A 17,741-nucleotide genomic window follows, 5' to 3' on the forward strand; every position below is an offset into this window, starting at 1 on the left:
TGACCCTTCGTCGAATAATACCTGAGTGCAACGGGTCGGTATTCGCAATGGCGAATTAAACCCACTGTTCATGCAAGGGCTGATCATAGCTGGATTTTCTGCCGATGACCGAGCAAATGACCAGCCAATCTTATGGCCTTAACATCCATATAGTTACGTTCTTATGACAAAACGATCATTCACATGCACCTGCGCATTGGTTAGAAATCAACTCAGGTTGACGTCGCAATGGCGTCAACATCCCGCTCCTGACGGAACTCGCCCACCAACGTGCGCGGGTCGTTTCGTACGGAGCGGAGCCCGCCACGCCGGCAGCGGGCACCCGCAGATGAGATCTGCCCGGCCTCGACGAGAGGTCGACGGGACATATAACAGTCAACCAGTGAGGGCAACACCCTATGAGAAGACTTAAGCGTGATCCGTTGGAAAGAGCATTTTTACGCGGATATCAATACGGCGTTAACGGCAAATCCCGCGAGCTTTGCCCTTTTACTCTACCGTCGGTACGCCAAGCCTGGATCAACGGCTGGCGAGAAGGACGTGGCGACAACTGGGACGGTATGACCGGCACCGCGGGCATCCACAGACTCAACGAACTTCACGCTGTCGGCTGATCAGGGCAGACTCCGACACCACAATTTGAGCATGACCATTTAACCAAGCACGCCCCATCCGGGCGGCGGGCTTCGGCCCAGGGGCTCCAGGTGGAGCCCTTTTTAATTCCCGCGATTCATCCGTCCCGTTTCAGCGACGATAGGCTGCGATGGCATCCACCGATTCGCGGATCAGCGCCGGGCCCTTGTAGATGAACCCCGAATACAACTGCACCAGGCTCGCACCGGCGGCGATTTTCTCGGCCGCGTGTTCGCCCTCGGTGATCCCGCCGGCGGCGATGATCGGTAGACGTCCAGCCAGCTCTGCCGCCAGGACCTTGACCGTGTGGGTGCTCTTCTCACGCACCGGCGCACCGGACAGACCACCGGCCTCGTCACCATGGGCCAGGCCTTCGACACCCACCCGGCTCAGGGTGGTGTTGGTGGCGATGACCGCATCCATCCCCGACTCCAGCAGCGCCTGGGCCACCAGCACGGTTTCCTCATCGGTCATGTCCGGGGCGATCTTGATCGCCAGGGGCACGTGCCTGCCGTGTTGCCCGGCCAGTTCCTGCTGGCGTCGCTGCAGTGCCTCGAGCAACTGCTTGAGCGAATCGCCGAACTGCAGGCTGCGCAGGCCCGGGGTGTTGGGCGAACTGACGTTGACCGTGACATAGCTGGCGTGGGCATAAACCTTGTCCAGGCAGATCAGGTAATCGTCGACCGCACGCTCCACCGGGGTATCGAAATTCTTGCCGATGTTGATCCCGAGGATGCCGCTGTAGCGTGCAGCACGAACCCGGGCCAGCAGGTTGTCCACCCCCAGGTTGTTGAAGCCCATGCGATTGATGATCGCCTCGGCCTCGGGCAGACGGAAGATCCGTGGCTTGGGGTTGCCCGGCTGCGGCCGTGGCGTCACCGTGCCGATTTCAACGAAACCGAATCCCAGTTGGGAGAAACCGTCGATGGCCGCGCCATTCTTGTCCAGGCCCGCAGCCAGACCCACCGGGTTCGGAAAATTCAGCCCCATGACGGTCACGGGGTTCGCGGCAGGCGCCTTGCACAGCAGGCCGTTGAGCCCCAACCGGCCACCCGCACCGATCAGGTCCAGGGACAAATCGTGAGAGGTTTCCGGGGAAAGTTTGAACAGCAGCTGGCGGGCCAGGTTATACATGGGCGGACATGACTCGGATGGCGGCGAATTGAACCGGCGATTATAACCGGGCTGTTCCCTGACAAGCGAGGTCACCAGTCCGCGTTTTCCCAACTATCGTCATCCGGTGGCTGGAATATCTGGTGCATGTACTGGTTGATGAACAGACTGCTGCCCAGCAGCCGGGTCATCACCCCACGCAGCTCGCGTTCCTGGTCCGAGCCCGCCAGGCCTTCCTCCTTGAAACGCGCCAGGGCCTGTCCGACAACCTTCAATTGCTCATTGACGGTGTGATAGTCAGGCTGGCCGTCGCCACTGCCACGATAAGTGCCGATGAATTGCAGGATCGCCTGTTCACCGCTACCTGAGCGCGCCAACAAGTGCTGATAGAAATCCTCGAAGCCCTGTTCTGCGGGCTCGGCTGCGCTCACTCGCTGTTCCCTGGCGGGAGCGGCAAGCTCTGCCGGAGCTGCGATCAACGAATGTCCCGGGTTGTTTTCAATCCTCATCATCGATTTCCTGGAGCGTTGCAGGGTTGCCGGTGAACGTCGTGACCAGTCTCGCCAAGGCGTGTCGAGCCTGCTCATCGAGTTCACGCACGCTGTCGGGCAGGGCCGCCAGTTGGCTCAGTACACGCGGCGCCAACTGTTCGCGGGCCGGCTCGAGTTCGAACTCGAACAACTGCTCGCCGAGGCGCACGACATACCGCTCCTGTTCCGAAAACTCGAACGTGACCGAGGTCACCGCCGTTTGTGCCAGTTGCTCGCGCAAGACCGCCACCCGGCGCCGGCAACGCTGCGGCAACAACACCTGCAAGGTCATCTGCGGGGGATCGACCTGCTCCGCCAACCAGTGTTCGAGCATTTCGTCGAACCAGCGCGGATCGTCCAACAAATGTTTGAGCAATTGCCGGACCGCCTCAGCCATTTGCCTGTGCAACTGACCGGCCAGGCGTTGGGACTCGCACAACCCACGGGCCAGATCGACCGCCGCCTGAACCAGTCCCTGGCCATAACCTTCGGCAAAAGCCGCCTCCTGGATCGCCTCGACCTGGCCCTGGGCCTCGTCGAGCAACTCACGGGCACGGCGCTGCGCCTGGCGCTCCAACGCCCGGCAGCGGCGAGCCGTCACCAACTCTCGGCGACTGATATGCACCGTGTCGGTATCGTCCGCCGGTAGCTCGTCGAGACTACGAATGGTGTCGAGCATGCTGTACCGCCAGAAAAAACAGCGCAGGATCAGGCGCCAGTGTTGGCAACCGTACCTGCCAGGCGATCACCGTCTGGGGAAACAGCAACACCAGGCGCTCGTACAAGGCTGCCGGCAACACTTCGCCAAAGGCCAGCAGGTGGGCCAGCCCCACCCCATCCACCTGCGGCAACAACGCAGATTCAGGGCTCAGTTCCCAGGACAATCTCGGGCCGAGGGCACAACGGGCAAAATCCCGGACCTCGGTGGACAGCCGCGCCATTCGTGCCCCCCGCGCCAACTGCGGCCATAGCCGTTGTGCGCCGATCAAGCGGGCGATATGTGGCAGATGCCGCCAGTGGCGAATCCAGACGGCAGCGAATGCCCCCAAGGTCGGCATCGACAGGCGCAGTTGCAGCCCTTCCAGCAGCATACGATTGAGCACCTCTCGGGCCGGCTCCTCGTCGAACGCCGCAGGCAGCCCCAAACGGCCGCTTTCGAGATAGTCCAGCGGCTGCCAGAGAATCTGCCGCAGGCATTCGTCCAGTTCGCTCATGCGCGTCCCTGCTTCACCCACCAGGGGTAGAGCCAGCCAGCAGCGGCCAGCAGCCCGAGGATCGTGACAAGTATCGCTGCGCCCATCCACAAGCCATCGCCCTGCGGCTCGACGGCGGTCGGTGCCACGTGCTGAATGGGGGCTCGACGACTGAGCACCACCGAAATGTGCTCGTATTCGAGTGCGGCGAAACTGTTCTTCAGCAAACGCTTGATATCGCTGATCAACAAGCCCGGCTCAACGTCACGTTCATGCACCGCCAGCGCGGACAGATGCACGGGCGAGGCCTTGCGACCGCCGTCCCCGGCATCCAGGTCGTAGCTGACGTGTACCCGCGCCGAGACCACGCCTTCGAGCAGCCTCAGGGACTGTTCCAACCGTTGCTCCAGCGCAGAATAGAGCCGGGCCTTTTCCGCCCGGGGAGAGGCGACCAGCGAGTCGGCGGGAAACAGCTCGGCCACCTCCAGGCGCGGCCTGGACGGCAGGGAATAGAGGCTCAGCAGGTCCACCGCTGCCGGAAAATCCACCCGTGCCACCTTGACGCTGTAGCCGGACTTGCCGTTGTCCTGCTTGGTGATGCCGATGTTGTTGCGTTGCAGCACCGCCACCACCTCGTTGGCCTGTTGCTGGTCGAGCCCTTCGAGCAGGTCGGGCTGACGACACCCCACCAGGGCCACGCACAGCAGCATGAACCAGGCGTACGCTTTCATGACGAACGCAGCAGGGTTTCTGCCGTGCCCACGGCCTTGCGTACCAGGGTATTGAGCAGGTTGATGTCGACGCTGTACTGCCCGAGCCGTTCCTGCAACAGCGCCAACCGCTCGGGATGGGTGACATCCGGCCCGTTGAGGATCTGCCAGATCCCGTCCACCTGCCCTGCCGAATCCACCACGGAACCGGCAAGCCCCGCGATCAGGCGCGACTCCAGGGAGATTGCCGAACTGTCCTGGGGACTGCGCAACTCGACCGCATCGATCTGTTCAAGCAGACCGACAGACTGGCTGGAATGGAACATGGTCATTACTCGCAATGGCCGGCGAGCGCCGCCGGCCGAATCGTGGCGAAGCGTCAGCGCGCCGCCTGGATGATGGTCTGACTGGTGTCCTTGAAGCCCTTGACCGTGTTGGTCTGGACATTGCGGAACACGGTGTAGGAGGAAAACGCCGACTGGTAACTGGCCAGCAACCCCGGATTCGAAGGATCGTCCTTCAACGTGGCCAGCGCTCTGTCGAGTATGTCCTTGAGGTCCTGGGCCCCCGACTCGAAAGCGGCGGCCTGCTTGCCGAGGAAATCGTCGGCAAATTCGATACGTTTTGGGACATCCATCCATCACCTCACTTGTTGCGTCGTTGGAAAATGCCAGGACGATTGGCTCGTCTTGATGTAACCCTCGGGGCCAAGCTGAAACGAGCGGCCCTTGAACGGGTCGTCGCGAAGCTCGATGTTGAAGCGCACGTGGCGGCTGCCCCAACGTCGGTAGAACTCATCGACAAAGCGCCGAGCCTCTTCGCGCTCGGCATCACGCAGGTCGCCAGCGATCGTGAACAGCGTGCCATCGCCCTGTTCGATCCGCTCGAACGCCAGCCCCAATTGCTCCAGGCCCTGGGCTGCCTGGGTGTCGGGCAAGCGCTCATCGAGTCCTTCAAAATCCACCTGCCGCAGATAGGCGGCCTCGCCCAGCAGGAGTCGCGAGACCTGCTGCCTGAGTTCAGCATCGGGCGGCCCCTGCGCCGTACCATGAAGCACCCGCACGCTGGTGGGCTGCGACAGGTCGATACGCCGAACCTTCAAGGCGGGAATCCGTTCGGCCAGCAACCCTTCCAGGCGCCGGCCCTCTTCCAGCACGTCCAGTACCGAGCTGGAAATACGCTGGCGCATCAGCACCTGACGGCTCCAGTCCGCATCGTATTGCGAGGTCACGAACACATAGATCCGCCCATCCCGCCCCTGCAACACGTTAGTCGCTGCGCGGGTACCGGCGACCAGGGCGGCGATATCCGTCCGGGAGTTCTCCATCGGCAGGGACGAAACCGCCGCGCAGACCGCCAGCAGGATGAACAGCAGAACCGTGACGACCATTCTCTTGAGCACGGGCCGCCTGTTGCGGGCGCTCTTTGTTGGCTCGGCAGGCGCCACGGCATTGAACAGTCCCGGCACCCAAGGCTCGCCCTCGGGCCGCAAGGCAATGACCAGCTCGCCGATCCGCTCGCTGCGCTGGAACACCACGGCGCGCTCTTCGATTTCCTCGCCGAGTATTCGCAGGCTCACGCCTTGTGGGCCAAGCAACACTTCGAAATTGCAGCCGCGTTGCTCCAGCGGGACGAAGATCGCCTCATCGGGAACGGCAGCAGCCAGTCCATCGTCGCCAAGCAGATCAGTGGTGCCGACGATGAACAGCGTGCGGCTGTTGCAAAGCCTGAACTCACAACCCTGTAACAGGCCACTGCCCACTCTCAGCACACAAGGTAAAAAGGCGTTATCCGACATCACCACCCTCTTCGATAGGGAAAGCGTGCGCCGATGTTAGTCAGGCCAACCTGACCGATCCTGATCGCCTACTCACTGCCTGGGCCATATTCCAATCAGAATCGTCCCAAACTCACGGCACCAGTACCCGATAGAAACGCCAGACCTTGTGTGCATAACGCCGCCGCGTGCCATGGCGATCCTCGGCGCTACCGGCGTTATAGGCCCCCACGGCGGTCCAGCCGTAGCCATGGCGCACGATGAACCGCGCCAGGATCGAGGCACCGACCCGTACGCTCAGACACGGGTCCTCCAGCAACCGTTGCTCGGTAATGCCCTGTGCGGCCAGGTGCGGCAGGTGCAGGCTGTTGATCTGCATCAGACCGATGTCGCGGCTGCCATCCGGGTTATGGTTCATCGCCTGCGGCCGCAGGCCACTTTCGACATGGGCAATGGCATACAGCAGCGCAGGCTCGATGCCATGATCGCGTCCGGCGCTGTCCCAGCAGAAAGCCGGCGCCGTCCCTGACCAGGCCAACAGTAACCAGGCCACGTTCCGGTATCGGCGGTTCATGCCTCGCCTGGGTGATGCTCGGCTGACGACTTCAGACAGGGGCCCAAGCGGGCACAGTGGGCCAGGATCGAGGCATACTGATCCCGCAACACCGGATGTTCATCGGCCTGCCCATCCAGCACCTCACGGGTCATCGCCAAAGCGGCACGGGGGTCGTGGGCCAAGGCGATCCGGATACGCATCAGTTGCGCGGGAATCGAGGAAGGATCCTGCCGCAGCACCGTATCCAGGCATTCCAGCGCCCGCTCATGACGACCGCCCGCCCAGTGATGCCAGGCGTGCAGATAATGAATGTCAGCCCGATCGCAACCCAGCAGACAGCGCTGGAACAGTACCTGGGCAGCATCGTCGCAACCCTGCAAGCTGGTGACCAGGGCCAGCCGCGCCAGCGCCGCCACGTTTCCCGGCTCCAGGGACAGGGCCTGAACCACCGCATCACGCGCATGGTCCACGGCGCTCTGCCGATCGACCAACTCCAGCAGTGCCAGCGCCAGGTAGGCGTCGGCCACACCGCACCAGGGCGGGACGTAGCTCGCATCCATTTGCACGCACTGGCGAAAATACAGCAGAGCCTCCCTCACGCTGTGTGGGGTGCACCGCTGCAAACCGTACACACCCTTGAGAAAAGCCAAAGCCACAGGGTAGGACGAACACCCTCCGACGGCAGGACGCAGGTTGGGCAAATGGTGAGCCACCATCGACACCACCGACTGGAGCAGGTCGTCGAACGTCCCCTTGACGGCCATCGGGCCATGGACCAGGTGGTGACGGTTTCCCCGGATCAGCTCCACCGACAGTTCCAACTGATCGCCCCAGGTATGAAAACGGCCACTCAGGTAGTAGTCAGGAGCCAGTTGCTCCATCAGTTGCCGGGTATCGACCGCGCCAGGCCCAGGCATCGTCAGCGCCGCCGGTAGAATCCTCAGGGCACCGTCGAAAGCCGCCTTCAGTTGCCGAATCATGGCCTCCTGAAGATTCGCCGCCGCCGACTCATCCGCGTGACGAAACGGCAACACCGCCAACGTGAGCGCCAGCGGAGATTCCTCAAGCGTGGGAGCCAATGGCACAACCCCCCCGGAAAAACGATAGCCCTTGCCGTAGACCGTCGTGATATGACCACGACCCGGTCCGAGCAATTTGCGCAGGGCATAGATGCAGCGCGTCAACGACTCCTCGGCCGCATCGCTGCCCGCCCATGCGCAGTCCAGCAAATAGTCCTTGGTGACCAACCGACCAGCCCCCGCGAGCAACAGACGCAGAACCTGCAACTCTTTAGGTGGCAGATGAACGGTCTTTCCATTGCGCAACAGCACTCCATCGCCTTGCAGTATCCATTCGTCGAACGCGAACGATTGTTTCAGGAAGTTATCAGTGGCAAGACCCATATCAATCTTGAAATCTCTATGCAGATGGACTGACATTCAAAAACGAGCCTTGGGCAACCAGGACTCGTCACGAGGAACCCAACGACTATAGAAACTTGACCAACAACAATCCGTAGGACGTTTCTCCATAAAAACAAGAAAAACACCACAAGGTTTGAAGATTCAAAAAACTTCACGCAACGACGGACAGACAACAAAAGAAAAGTCTTTACCGCACGCAATCTACTTCCCCAACTTTACTTTTCTGTTGGGTAATTCCTACAAGCCGACACACGTCCGCAACCGTGCGCCAGCCGGCCACGCCGCTCTCGGGCAAATCAATCTCGAAGGCGTCGTTAAGCAACATCGCCATCTCGATGATGCCCATCGAATTCAGGTACAGGTCCTCGATCAATCGTGAGTCGAGCAGAACCTTTCGCCGCTCCAGTTGAAAATAGCCCGCCAGCAGCACCATGACCTGTTGCTCGATGAAGTACTCGCAATTGCCCGGTATCAGATAGCTCATCGGTTGTTTCTCCAAGGCAGGACGAAGCCGACGGACAGTTCCGCAGGCTTCGTCTCAAAGCAGTAGTGAAAGGGTTCAGGCGGGTGAATCAGAAATGGGCCATGGCCTTCAACATATCGGCGAACTGGTTGATATGGTTGGACAGAACCTTGATGAAGTTGTCGTAGGTAGAGTTGGCACTGGAATACTTCTGCGTGAATTCCTGGAGCTTGTTTTTCAGACGATCGGTCTGAGCGTTGAAACCGGACTGCCAGGCCTGGAAGCTTGCGCTGTCGAGCACGACCTTACCCTGGTCATCGAGGTCAAATTTGTCCAGATCCTCGATCATCTGCTCGAGCGGGCTCAGGTCGATCATCACCGACCATGTTCCATCGGCATTTTCCTTCAGGCTAGTGGCCGGCAACCCCAACGCCTCGCACCAGTTTTTCGCATCCGCCTTGGAGCCGTTGAACAATACGCCGTCCAGATCCGCCATCAGCTCCTGCAGCGCCTTTTTCAGCTCGGCCACATCGAGTTCGATGTCCTTGCCTTCATTGACCGCCGTCATCCACTGCTGGAGTTTGGAGGTAATCTTACTGTTGAACGTGTCGAAAAACGCCGAGTACTTGCGCACGATATTCTGGTGGACACTCAGATAGCCGTCGCCGATCAGATCGATCAACTCGATCAACTGGTCAAAAAACGCCGGCACCTGCACCTGCATCTTGTCCCCCTGCGCACGAATCTCGCCCGGAAGCAGACCACTCAGTTGCTCGATGACCGATGCTTGCCAGGTGGCGATAGCCGCCCTGCCGTCGGTGCCTTCGATCATCGCGGTGGATAACTGTTCAAGGACCTTCTGACGCTGGCCCAGCACCTTCTCGCCGTATTGGCGACTGTTGCTGTTCTCGTCCAGCAGCGCAATCACCTTGCGCATCGTGTCGCCCGACTGCAACAGATCATCCTGCCAGCGCTGGACCTGTTCGACACACGCCAGGTAAGGCGTCAGCTCCGATGCCTCGTGGGGTGATGCGCCCTGCGCTGCTTTCGCCGCCTCCAGCAATTGTCGCGCGCCGTGCAGGTTTTTCGGGCGCAGTCGTTCCAACTGCCCCTGGATGTCTCTCAACACGGCATCCAACGGTTCGTTCGGCGCCGCTACCGGAACCGGCTCTTGCGGCTCAGATGCCGCCTGCACGACGGCAGCATCGATATCCAGGTTGGCAATCGCGGTAGTGGTGTGGTTTGAAATTTCCATCAGGCTCGCACCAGGGCTTCGATGACGCTGTTACGCGACTGGGTGATCTGCTGGATGATGTCCAGCAGCTTCTGCAGCAACGCCGTGTCCCTGGCATCGACCTGGTTTTCTTCATCCGCCAGGCTCTTCTGGACGTTCTGATTGCTCTGCTGCAGGACCTCACGCTCATGTTGAGCGATCTCGTCGAGACGAATGGCCGCGCTCAACACGTTGCTGATGACCATGGCCATCGAATTCATGCTGGTACCCATCGCGATCAATCGATCCGGTCGGCGCGAACCCAACTCACTCAGCCACAGCGCATTCTCCCGACGCTTGCCGGCATCGATGATCCGGTCCTCCAGCCAGCTTCGATAGGCCTGGCGATCTTCCGGCGTGGACACATTCAGCTTGTCGGACTCGCGCAACTGCCGGCGCAGATCGGTTTCCAGGCGCCCGGCGTTCAGGGCTTCACGCTTGTTGCTGACGATATCGGCGTGCTTGCCCTGATAGCTCTTGAGCGTCAGGGCCAGGCCCCCCACCGACAAGGCACCGGCAACCATCGCCCCACCGAGGGCCGCGTACAGGCTGGCATTACCGCCCTCGCGGATCGCCTTGCCCTGCTCTACTGCGGCATTCGCCGCCATCACACTGAAGTGCCCGCGCAACTGGGCGTTGGCCACCCGCGCGATATTCAAGGCGATGATGGCCGTCAGCAGCACGCCGACATGCTGTTCCCAGACCCTCGGGTCAAAGCCCGACGACTCCAATTGCGCATCGCCGGCTTGCCGGGCGACTTCACGCCGCAAAATGTCCAGGTCGGCCTCGCTGAATTCGCTGACATCGGTCAGCCGTTGAAACGCCTGGTCGTCCAGTTGGCCGATCAGGCTGACCAATTCGGCATGCCCGAACGAGCCGAGTGTCCGCAACGTTTCAAGTTGCTGCTCATCTATCTGCCTGGTCAGGGCTGCCACCTGAACGTCGCTGAAACCCAAACCCTCCAACGATCGTTTCAACTCGCCCATGACGCTCGACCGAAGGACACTCAGTTGGGCCACCCGACCGGGCGTGACCTGTCTATCGAGACTGTCCTGCAAAAGCGCGCCCTCCAGAGCAGACTTCGTCAGGGGCGAGGATGGCGTTGCGGGTGACTCGGGCGGGACCACCTCGGCGGTCACGGGTTGCATCAGCGGTCCAGCGGAAATTTCGAGCATGGCGGCTACCTCCGTTCAAAGCCTGATATTGCGGGCGACCTGAAGGGCCGCGCCGTGACGGTGCTGCATATCGCTCATGAAGCGCCTCATCTGCTCGTCCTTGTGCTCGATCAACCGGGCGAATGCCCCCAGCGCTTCCTCGAGGTAGTCCCCCAGCGAGTCGACGATCGCCATGCTGACGCGGATATCGGCCAGATGCTCCGCCCCCTGTTGCTGATGCACGGCGCTCTTGACCTGCAGCCCGGCCTGGCTGGCGGTGCCTGCAGTCTGGACCGTCGCCAGGAGCACTTCGAGGCGGTTCTTCAACTGGCTCAGCGTGACGTCATCGCTGGCGGAGGCCACCAGCCCACGCAATTGTTCAACCAGCCGGGACAGGCCCCTGCCGACGCTGGTGGCCGCCTGTTTGAGCAGTTCCGGCACCAGCCGGGAGAAGGCGTCGCCGAGCTTTTCCATGACTTTGTTCATCACCGTGCCAAGCACCGGCCCTGCCGCCTGGATCCTCACGACCGCCGCCGCGATCACCGTGGCCACGGCGGCAATGGCGCCGATGATCGCACCGGCCATCTTGGCCTTTTCCTCGGCGACGCCCATCGTCATCAGGACCTGGGTGTACATATCGGCCATCACCTTGACCAGCTTCTGGAACACCTCCATCACCGGCTTCATCGCCTTCTCCATGTAGGAGTTTCCGGTCACCTCCTTGACGATCATGTCCGACAGCGAGGCCAGCACCCCGACCACGCCGATCGCCGCCCCGATCAACGCGCCGGCGGCCGGTGCCGCAGCGCCCAGCGTGGCGACGGTACTGACCACCGCCACCACCGCACTGACCGCCAGCACCAGCCAGCCAAGGATCTTGCCGATACAGCCCATGGCCTTCTGGGCCGCCTCGGCCTTGCGTACTTCCTCCTGATATTCCTCGGACTTGATCCGCATGAAATCCTGGCGGGTGGCCTGCATGGTCAGGAACAGCTCCTGGTCGGCCTGCAACTGCCTGTCGGCCGCATCGCCCAGCAGTTCGATCAATCTCGCCATCGCCAGGACCAGCGCTCCGGCGGCGTTCAGGTGTTCCTGGCCTGCCTCGTCGGTGGCCGGGTGCCTGACGGCCAGGTCCTGAATCTGCCTGACCAGCGCTTCGGCCTTGACGGCCGCAACCTTGGCGGTATCGAGCAACCGTACATGGGCCTCTGCGACCGGCCTGAAGCCCTGTTGCAGAGTGTCGACAACGCCCATCGCCCGGTCGCGTCGGGCCAGCGCCCCGGCGTATTCCGGTGACGAGGGATCGAGGGACGCCAGGTGCGACTCAGCGGCTTCCAGCTCGAACTGGGCCTGGTCGAGCCGGGCCTTCAACGCCTCCAACCGCTCCTGGCTGCTATCGACCGCTCCCTGGGCCGCCGCCAGCTCGGCCAACGACTGTGCATAATCGGCCGACAGCCGCTGCAGCGACTGCTGGGAGGCCTGCGCCACGGAACGCAGCAGCGACAGCCGGTTTTTCAGGGTCTCAAGGCTGGTATTGCCCAGCAGTTCGACCAGCGAGGCGATCAAGCGCACGAACTCGCCTTCGGCATTCAGGCGATCTTCTCCCACTCGCGTGGGCGGCACCTGCAGCCTGGGTCGGGCATCGTTCCTGGCTCCGCCGGCAGACTCGTAGTCCACCGACTCCAGACTGGCCAGCAGCTCATGATTGAGCCGCTGGAAATCGTCGGTCCTGGCCGCCTTGCGGGCCGCTTCGGCGTAGGGGCTCGCGTCAGGAACAACCAGGGGAGCGGAGCCCAGAACTCCATTGATATCGGTCATTGCTGATCCTCCGTTGCTCGGCTATCGAGATGACTCAAGGCATCGAGGTAAATCTCGGCCTGCCTGCGCAAGTCATCGTGGGTGACCCGTTCGAGTACATACTCGAAACACAGCCTGGCCTTGCCACCCTGCCCGAGAGCGAGCTGGCACTGGCCGGTGTAGAACATCGGGCGGTAGTCGTCCTTGCTCTGGGCAAAGGCCACGGCATACAGCTCGATGGCTTTGTGGTGGTTGTTCCTGAGCTGATGCACCGCCGCCAGGCCCATCCAGTACTGGCTGTTGTAGAAGTCGTAGATGCACAGGAAATGGAAGAACTTCTCCGCGTCATCCAGTCTCCCCTGCTCGTAGAACTCATAGGCATAGGCATAAAGGCTATCCATCTGCTCGTTGCTGATCCCGCGCACATCCTTGAGCGGCATGCCTTCCAGGACGGCCTGCACCGCCTCGAAAGCCATCTGTTCGTCCTCTCGCGTATCTTTGCGACTCATCGGCCACACTCCTGAAGATGGCGCCAGCCTGATTGACGCCCGCATTGAGCCAAAATCCCCACCCCGCCACCGCCAAAATGCGCTCATGCCGGCCTGTGCGAGTCGAAACCGGTTCAGGCCTGCTCGACCTGTTCAAGCCAGATCAGCAAACGCAGGACCTCCTCGATTTCCTCCAGTTGGATGAAGCTGTAGCGCTGGTGCGTGCGATAGATCCGCCGCGCCAGGCGGATATCACTGACCACCGCAATGCCCATTTCCCGGGCGTAGGCACGCACTGCGAGAGCCCGCTGGTTGGTCTCGATCACACTGACCAGAGGGATGAAGCTGATGTCCGGACGGAAGTAGATGCCGATGGCGATATGCGTCGGGTTGGCGACGATGACCCGCGAACCCCGAATGTCCGAGCGGACCTGCTCGGAAAGCAGCTCAAGGTGCAAGTGACGGCGCTTTTGCTTGATCTGCGGATCGCCGTCCTGTTCCTTGTGTTCGCGCTTGACCGAGTGCAGGTCCATCTTCAGGTCCTTGATATGCAGCCAGTACTCGCACAGGGCATCGAGCAGCACGATCAACGACGCACAGGCCATGAAGGACAACAACAGGGTCAGCAGCATGCGTCCCCATAGCGGGAACAGTTCAAGTGGCTCGACGAACAGTTGGGCGAACAACGCCTGGCGCTCCGAATGCCAGACCATCCAGAGGGCCACAGCGAAGCTGCCCAGGTAAAGCACCGCCTTGATGCTGTCCTTGAGGGTGCGCAGGCTGAACAGCTTCTTGAATCCGTTGAGCGGATTGAGCGCCCCCAGGTTCAATTTCAGGGCCTCGCTGGCCAGGGCGAAACCGCTTTGCAACAGCGCCGGCAGCGCACTGCTCAACACGCAGACCAACGCCAGCGGCAGGATGCACAGCAAGGCCAGCTTGAGCAGTTGCGCGGTATACCCCTGGGTGTCGTCGGCAAGACCGGCAGCGATGATCCGCCGATAGACCTCCATCACTTCCAGCAACGACAATCCGGAAACCAGAAACAGGATCGCGCACAACATCATGCAACTGATGACCAGATCCTTGGCCTTGAAGGTCTGGCCCTTGCGCGCCGAATCACGCAGGCGCTTGGGTGTGGGTTGCTCGGTCTTCGAGGCACTGGAAGACATGTCAATGGCCCCCCGGATCGCCCAGGTGAGTCGTCACCCTGTCCAGCGATTGACTCATGCGCAGGATCTCATCCGGCACATAAGTGCCGAAGTACAGCATCAGCACACCCAGCGCCACCAGGCTCTTGATCGTCAGCGAAACGGAAAAGGCATTCATCTGCGGTGCGTAGCGCGACAACAAGCCCAGCAGCGCCTCACTGATCAGCAGGCTGGCGACCACCGGCGCACTGATGACCAGAATCTTGCCCAGCACATCATCGAGCAGTGCCATCAGCCGCGCCAGATTCACCTGGCAATCCAGACCCGGCGCGCACAACCTGTAGCTATGGGCCACGGTTTCGACCATCAGTCGCAGGCCGCCCCCTTCGAGATACACCGCCGCCGCAAACCACTGGAGAAAGTTCGCCAACTCCGAGGTGTCCACGCCGTTGGCCGGATCGACCGTGCTGCTGAGCAGCGCTCCGCGCTGGTTGTCGATCAGGTTGCCCATGCCGTGCAAGACCCAGAACGGCCAGCACAACAGGCAGCCCAGCAGCGTGCCGATCCCCACTTCACGTATCAGCAGGCCGAAGAAGGCCAGGCTGTCCAGCGCCGGCAGGGCCAGGCCGCTGCTGGGCCAGAACCCCAGGGCCACGATGATGATCACCGCCTGGCGCGGCGGCCCGCTCAGCAACCCACTGTTGAGAAACGGCAGCATGAAAAAGACCGGCGCCAGGCGGGCAAATCCGATGATCGCCGCCGCAAGCCAGCCGTGCAGATCGAAAAACCAGGCTATCGACACGAACGCCTCACCTCAACGCCAGGCGCATGATTTCCCGGCTGAAGCCCAACAGCGTTTCGCCGTACCACCCAGACAACAGGAACAGGCACGCCGCGACCGCCAGCAGCTTGAGGGCGAACGGCAAGGTCTGTTCCTGGAGTTGGGTAACGGTCTGGATCAGGCCAACCACCAGCCCGACCACGGTCGCCACGGCAATCGGCCAGGCGACCATCAGCAGGATCAGGTACAGGGTCTTGTTGCCGGCATACACCAGGTCGCTCATCCGCGGCTCATTCCAGCAACGTCAGGTATTGCCCGACCAGCCCGGTGGACAATAGCGCCCAGCCGTCGAGGGCGACAAACAGCACCAGCTTGATCGGCACCGAGATGATCATCGGGCTCATCATCATCATGCCCAACGCCAGCAGGATGCTGGAGATCACCAGGTCGACGATGACAAAGGGCAGGTACAGATAAAAACCGATCTTGAAGGCGCTCTTGATTTCACTCAGGGCGTAGGCCGGCAGCAAGGCGAACAGCGATGGCTCGATTTGCGCATCGGCCAGTTCCATCGACTCAGCCTCGCCGACCTGCTGGGCACGCTCGAAAAACACCGCCAACTCGGGGTCGGTGTAGCGGCGCAGGTAGTCCTTGTAGCTGCCCAGACCGTTTTCGCTGAACTCGATGAGCGACCCGACACTGTCCAGGCGCACCTGGTGGTCCTGATAGTAGTCATACCCCTGCTGCACCACCGGACTCATCACAAACACGGCCAGTAACAGCGCGATCGCATTAAGGCTCATATTCGACGGCACCTGCTGCAGCCCCAGCGCATTACGCACGATCACGAACACGATGGAGAACTTCAGATAACAGGTGCCTGCCGCCACCAGAAACGGCAGCAACGAGGCAAACGCCAGCAGCGCGATCAGCGAGACATCATTGTTCATCCGGCTGCTCCCGGAAGATCTGCTGCAGCTCCACACCGAGGTTTTCACCCAATTGCACCAACTCACCCCGGGCCAGCGTCCGGCCGTTGGCGCGGATCTCGATAGCGCGCAGCACCGATGAATCAAGTGTCAGTACCTGGCCCTCGATCAATGCCGCCAGCTCGGCCAGGCTGATACGTTGCTCATGCAACACGAACTCCAAGTGCACGGGCAGACTGCCCAGCGCCGCGACAGGCTCGACGTGCGGTGTATCGGACGAAGGGGGTGACAGGGTCATCTGCAGGCCTTGTTCGGTGAAGGTGAATTCGCCGACCGGCTGGCCTGCGAGTTGCCATTGCCGGGTCAAGCGACTGATCCGCAGCACGTCGCCCCTGGCGAGCGGGTGCAGGGCAACCGGCAGTATCCGGCTGTAGCCCAGTGTCAGCCGCAGGGACTGCGGCAGACTCAGCAGCCACGGGCTGCATGACAGGGGTGGCGGCCGACTCTCGGGCAGGCGTAACAGCCACAACGAGCCCCGGGGGGTCGCGATCCTGGGCAAGGGCTGAGCCAGCGCCGACGCGTTGCTCACCGCAACCGATGACAGCCGCTCGTAACCCAGCCCATCCAGCTCGACCTCGAGCGGGCGCGCCAGGGCCTGGAACAGTTCGGCGATCCGCGCAATGGCACAGGGCACCTTCAGCAACGCCTGCAAGGCTGGCAACAGACCGTCGAGCCATTCCCGGGCGTCGACCAGCCCTTGCCAGTCACCGCCTCGGCCCTGGGCGCAAAACTCCAGATAGCCCCCCGCCGGCGGCGGCCGATGCAGATCGACCGGGTAACCCGCTTGTTGCCAGCGCTCGACGACCTGCCTACGCGCATAATCCTGCGGGTCGAGCCGACGCAAGGTCGGGAACGATCGGATCACGATAATCGAACCCCATCATGGCCCGGCGTGGAGAGCGTTGCCCCCTCCAATCGCCAGCCTGGCTTGCGGACCTGTGCGAAGTGTTCTTCGAGTTGCTCGAACACCTGCCTATCGGTCGCACGGATCAACAACCCGCCAGCCCCTGGTCCCTCCCGGCTGATCAGCACCTGGCCCTGGGCACGCTCATTACTGAAGGGCAACTGGAGGAAGTTGCCGTTCGTTTCATCGTCCTGCTCCGCGGATTCGGACGGGGGATGCTCCTGCTGTCCGGAGGTCGCCGCTCGTTCGTCAGCCACCCCCTCAGGCGGAGTGTGCATCGACGGTGCCTGGGGCTCTGGCCTGGTCAGCGTGACGCCGTGAAGCAGTTCGCCGATGCCCCGCAAGGCAGGCTCCTGCAGCCCCTCCGGCGCCGGCCCGGCAGACGCGTCGCCCTGGTTGCCTGCAGGTACCGGCCCATCCGGGCCGGGCGCCAGGGCAACGGGTACCTCCACAACGGGCCCCGGGACACCGCCAGCCCCCCGGTTGCCGGCGGACAGGCCTTCTCCAGCCCACCCCAGGTTCTTCGCGGCCGGCGTGAGAGGGCTGCCGTCACTGACCAGGGCGTCCGCCTCGGGGCTCATCGCCAAGTTCAGTTCAGCGCTCACTCCAGCTCTGTCACCCGTCGCCAGGTGCTTGCCCGCCTGGGCCAGCATCAACGCCTGCGGGTACGCCTGCTTGTCCCGTGGACGAGCCAGCCCGGACAGTGGCTCAAACACCGCAAGCAGCAGGGCAACCCCTTCGGGTATCGTTTCCTCGTCGAGACCGTGCCTGCCGAGGTCGATCCATTGCGGCCCATCCATCTCGTCCG

General features: G+C 62.0%; 22 protein-coding genes. 1 reads left to right on the plus strand and 21 read right to left on the minus strand.

What is annotated here, in order from left to right:
• Positions 1–398 precede the first annotated feature (398 nt).
• On the plus strand, positions 399–614 hold the full coding sequence (gene rmf, locus BLU37_RS28175; RefSeq protein WP_010448881.1) for a ribosome modulation factor: 216 nt from the start codon (positions 399–401) through the stop codon (positions 612–614).
• Between the two features lie 130 nt (positions 615–744).
• Here the strand turns inward: rmf and BLU37_RS28180 are convergent, their stop codons facing one another.
• The 21 genes from BLU37_RS28180 to BLU37_RS28280 form a co-directional block, all read right to left on the minus strand.
• Entirely contained in the window at positions 745–1,767 is a 1,023-nt protein-coding gene (locus BLU37_RS28180) for a quinone-dependent dihydroorotate dehydrogenase (RefSeq protein ID WP_029532377.1), read from the minus strand.
• A 71-nt stretch (positions 1,768–1,838) separates the two neighbouring features.
• Positions 1,839–2,255, minus strand: a complete 417-nt coding sequence (locus BLU37_RS28185) for a hypothetical protein (protein ID WP_232000436.1) — start codon at positions 2,253–2,255, stop codon at positions 1,839–1,841.
• A complete protein-coding gene (locus BLU37_RS28190; RefSeq protein ID WP_090210740.1) occupies positions 2,245–2,955 on the minus strand; it encodes an invasion protein OrgB in 711 nt (236 codons plus the stop codon). The genes BLU37_RS28185 and BLU37_RS28190 overlap by 11 nt, the downstream gene beginning before the upstream one ends.
• Positions 2,936–3,490: a protein OrgA gene (locus tag BLU37_RS28195; protein WP_090210742.1), complete on the minus strand. Its 555-nt coding sequence runs from the start codon at positions 3,488–3,490 to the stop codon at positions 2,936–2,938. The genes BLU37_RS28190 and BLU37_RS28195 overlap by 20 nt, the downstream gene beginning before the upstream one ends.
• Complete coding sequence (locus BLU37_RS28200) at positions 3,487–4,200, minus strand: EscJ/YscJ/HrcJ family type III secretion inner membrane ring protein (RefSeq protein WP_090210744.1); 714 nt, start codon at positions 4,198–4,200, stop codon at positions 3,487–3,489. The genes BLU37_RS28195 and BLU37_RS28200 overlap by 4 nt, the downstream gene beginning before the upstream one ends.
• Positions 4,197–4,505 (minus strand): type III secretion system inner rod subunit SctI, encoded by a 309-nt coding sequence (sctI, locus tag BLU37_RS28205; protein ID WP_010448892.1) that lies wholly within the window; start codon positions 4,503–4,505, stop codon positions 4,197–4,199. Before sctI ends, BLU37_RS28200 begins: the two co-directional genes overlap by 4 nt.
• A gap of 53 nt (positions 4,506–4,558) precedes the next feature.
• Positions 4,559–4,816 carry a type III secretion system needle filament subunit SctF gene (gene sctF, locus BLU37_RS28210; RefSeq protein ID WP_090210747.1) on the minus strand — a complete coding sequence of 86 codons (258 nt, stop codon included), beginning with the start codon at positions 4,814–4,816 and terminating at the stop codon, positions 4,559–4,561.
• A 3-nt stretch (positions 4,817–4,819) separates the two neighbouring features.
• Positions 4,820–5,977, minus strand: coding sequence for a PrgH/EprH family type III secretion apparatus protein (locus tag BLU37_RS28215; protein WP_232000438.1), 1,158 nt, complete (start codon positions 5,975–5,977; stop codon positions 4,820–4,822).
• A 112-nt stretch (positions 5,978–6,089) separates the two neighbouring features.
• The gene (locus tag BLU37_RS28220; RefSeq protein WP_090210752.1) at positions 6,090–6,530 is read right to left on the minus strand and encodes a transglycosylase SLT domain-containing protein; all 441 of its coding nucleotides are present in this window, start codon (positions 6,528–6,530) and stop codon (positions 6,090–6,092) included.
• Positions 6,527–7,915: a winged helix-turn-helix domain-containing protein gene (locus tag BLU37_RS28225; protein ID WP_090210754.1), complete on the minus strand. Its 1,389-nt coding sequence runs from the start codon at positions 7,913–7,915 to the stop codon at positions 6,527–6,529. The genes BLU37_RS28220 and BLU37_RS28225 overlap by 4 nt, the downstream gene beginning before the upstream one ends.
• Before the next feature lie 208 nt (positions 7,916–8,123).
• On the minus strand, positions 8,124–8,420 hold the full coding sequence (locus tag BLU37_RS28230; protein WP_090210756.1) for a phosphopantetheine-binding protein: 297 nt from the start codon (positions 8,418–8,420) through the stop codon (positions 8,124–8,126).
• 88 nt (positions 8,421–8,508) lie between these two features.
• Positions 8,509–9,654, minus strand: coding sequence for an IpaD/SipD/SspD family type III secretion system needle tip protein (locus tag BLU37_RS28235; protein WP_090210758.1), 1,146 nt, complete (start codon positions 9,652–9,654; stop codon positions 8,509–8,511).
• A complete protein-coding gene (locus tag BLU37_RS28240; RefSeq protein ID WP_232000440.1) occupies positions 9,654–10,847 on the minus strand; it encodes an IpaC/SipC family type III secretion system effector in 1,194 nt (397 codons plus the stop codon). The genes BLU37_RS28235 and BLU37_RS28240 overlap by 1 nt, the downstream gene beginning before the upstream one ends.
• Before the next feature lie 15 nt (positions 10,848–10,862).
• Positions 10,863–12,644: a type III secretion system translocon subunit SctE gene (gene sctE / locus BLU37_RS28245; RefSeq protein ID WP_090210762.1), complete on the minus strand. Its 1,782-nt coding sequence runs from the start codon at positions 12,642–12,644 to the stop codon at positions 10,863–10,865.
• The gene (gene sicA / locus BLU37_RS28250; RefSeq protein WP_010448910.1) at positions 12,641–13,132 is read right to left on the minus strand and encodes a type III secretion system translocator chaperone SicA; all 492 of its coding nucleotides are present in this window, start codon (positions 13,130–13,132) and stop codon (positions 12,641–12,643) included. The genes sctE and sicA overlap by 4 nt, the downstream gene beginning before the upstream one ends.
• Before the next feature lie 113 nt (positions 13,133–13,245).
• Positions 13,246–14,280: an EscU/YscU/HrcU family type III secretion system export apparatus switch protein gene (locus tag BLU37_RS28255; protein WP_090210764.1), complete on the minus strand. Its 1,035-nt coding sequence runs from the start codon at positions 14,278–14,280 to the stop codon at positions 13,246–13,248.
• A 1-nt stretch (position 14,281) separates the two neighbouring features.
• Entirely contained in the window at positions 14,282–15,061 is a 780-nt protein-coding gene (gene sctT / locus BLU37_RS28260; protein WP_090210766.1) for a type III secretion system export apparatus subunit SctT, read from the minus strand.
• Positions 15,062–15,068: 7 nt separating this feature from the next.
• Positions 15,069–15,323: an EscS/YscS/HrcS family type III secretion system export apparatus protein gene (locus BLU37_RS28265; protein ID WP_010448916.1), complete on the minus strand. Its 255-nt coding sequence runs from the start codon at positions 15,321–15,323 to the stop codon at positions 15,069–15,071.
• A 7-nt stretch (positions 15,324–15,330) separates the two neighbouring features.
• On the minus strand, positions 15,331–15,990 hold the full coding sequence (locus tag BLU37_RS28270; RefSeq protein WP_010448918.1) for an EscR/YscR/HrcR family type III secretion system export apparatus protein: 660 nt from the start codon (positions 15,988–15,990) through the stop codon (positions 15,331–15,333).
• On the minus strand, positions 15,980–16,894 hold the full coding sequence (locus BLU37_RS28275) for a FliM/FliN family flagellar motor switch protein (RefSeq protein ID WP_090210768.1): 915 nt from the start codon (positions 16,892–16,894) through the stop codon (positions 15,980–15,982). The genes BLU37_RS28270 and BLU37_RS28275 overlap by 11 nt, the downstream gene beginning before the upstream one ends.
• Positions 16,891–17,733, minus strand: coding sequence for a hypothetical protein (locus BLU37_RS28280; RefSeq protein WP_232000441.1), 843 nt, complete (start codon positions 17,731–17,733; stop codon positions 16,891–16,893). Before BLU37_RS28280 ends, BLU37_RS28275 begins: the two co-directional genes overlap by 4 nt.
• Between the last annotated feature and the right edge of the window lie 8 nt (positions 17,734–17,741).

This window comes from Pseudomonas asplenii, assembly GCF_900105475.1.
GTDB lineage: Bacteria > Pseudomonadota > Gammaproteobacteria > Pseudomonadales > Pseudomonadaceae > Aquipseudomonas > Aquipseudomonas asplenii.

Excerpts from the sequence above, each read along its gene's own strand:
- rmf (WP_010448881.1), top strand. The coding sequence starts at position 399 with ATGAGAAGACTTAAGCGTGATCCGTTGGAAAGAGCATTTTTACGCGGA.
- BLU37_RS28180 (WP_029532377.1), bottom strand. The coding sequence starts at position 1,767 with ATGTATAACCTGGCCCGCCAGCTGCTGTTCAAACTTTCCCCGGAAACC.
- BLU37_RS28185 (WP_232000436.1), bottom strand. The coding sequence starts at position 2,255 with ATGAGGATTGAAAACAACCCGGGACATTCGTTGATCGCAGCTCCGGCA.
- BLU37_RS28190 (WP_090210740.1), bottom strand. The coding sequence starts at position 2,955 with ATGCTCGACACCATTCGTAGTCTCGACGAGCTACCGGCGGACGATACC.
- BLU37_RS28195 (WP_090210742.1), bottom strand. The coding sequence starts at position 3,490 with ATGAGCGAACTGGACGAATGCCTGCGGCAGATTCTCTGGCAGCCGCTG.
- BLU37_RS28200 (WP_090210744.1), bottom strand. The coding sequence starts at position 4,200 with ATGAAAGCGTACGCCTGGTTCATGCTGCTGTGCGTGGCCCTGGTGGGG.
- sctI (WP_010448892.1), bottom strand. The coding sequence starts at position 4,505 with ATGTTCCATTCCAGCCAGTCTGTCGGTCTGCTTGAACAGATCGATGCG.
- sctF (WP_090210747.1), bottom strand. The coding sequence starts at position 4,816 with ATGGATGTCCCAAAACGTATCGAATTTGCCGACGATTTCCTCGGCAAG.
- BLU37_RS28215 (WP_232000438.1), bottom strand. The coding sequence starts at position 5,977 with ATGTCGGATAACGCCTTTTTACCTTGTGTGCTGAGAGTGGGCAGTGGC.
- BLU37_RS28220 (WP_090210752.1), bottom strand. The coding sequence starts at position 6,530 with ATGAACCGCCGATACCGGAACGTGGCCTGGTTACTGTTGGCCTGGTCA.
- BLU37_RS28225 (WP_090210754.1), bottom strand. The coding sequence starts at position 7,915 with ATGGGTCTTGCCACTGATAACTTCCTGAAACAATCGTTCGCGTTCGAC.
- BLU37_RS28230 (WP_090210756.1), bottom strand. The coding sequence starts at position 8,420 with ATGAGCTATCTGATACCGGGCAATTGCGAGTACTTCATCGAGCAACAG.
- BLU37_RS28235 (WP_090210758.1), bottom strand. The coding sequence starts at position 9,654 with ATGGAAATTTCAAACCACACCACTACCGCGATTGCCAACCTGGATATC.
- BLU37_RS28240 (WP_232000440.1), bottom strand. The coding sequence starts at position 10,847 with ATGCTCGAAATTTCCGCTGGACCGCTGATGCAACCCGTGACCGCCGAG.
- sctE (WP_090210762.1), bottom strand. The coding sequence starts at position 12,644 with ATGACCGATATCAATGGAGTTCTGGGCTCCGCTCCCCTGGTTGTTCCT.
- sicA (WP_010448910.1), bottom strand. The coding sequence starts at position 13,132 with ATGAGTCGCAAAGATACGCGAGAGGACGAACAGATGGCTTTCGAGGCG.
- BLU37_RS28255 (WP_090210764.1), bottom strand. The coding sequence starts at position 14,280 with ATGTCTTCCAGTGCCTCGAAGACCGAGCAACCCACACCCAAGCGCCTG.
- BLU37_RS28265 (WP_010448916.1), bottom strand. The coding sequence starts at position 15,323 with ATGAGCGACCTGGTGTATGCCGGCAACAAGACCCTGTACCTGATCCTG.
- BLU37_RS28270 (WP_010448918.1), bottom strand. The coding sequence starts at position 15,990 with ATGAACAATGATGTCTCGCTGATCGCGCTGCTGGCGTTTGCCTCGTTG.
- BLU37_RS28280 (WP_232000441.1), bottom strand. The coding sequence starts at position 17,733 with ATGGATGGGCCGCAATGGATCGACCTCGGCAGGCACGGTCTCGACGAG.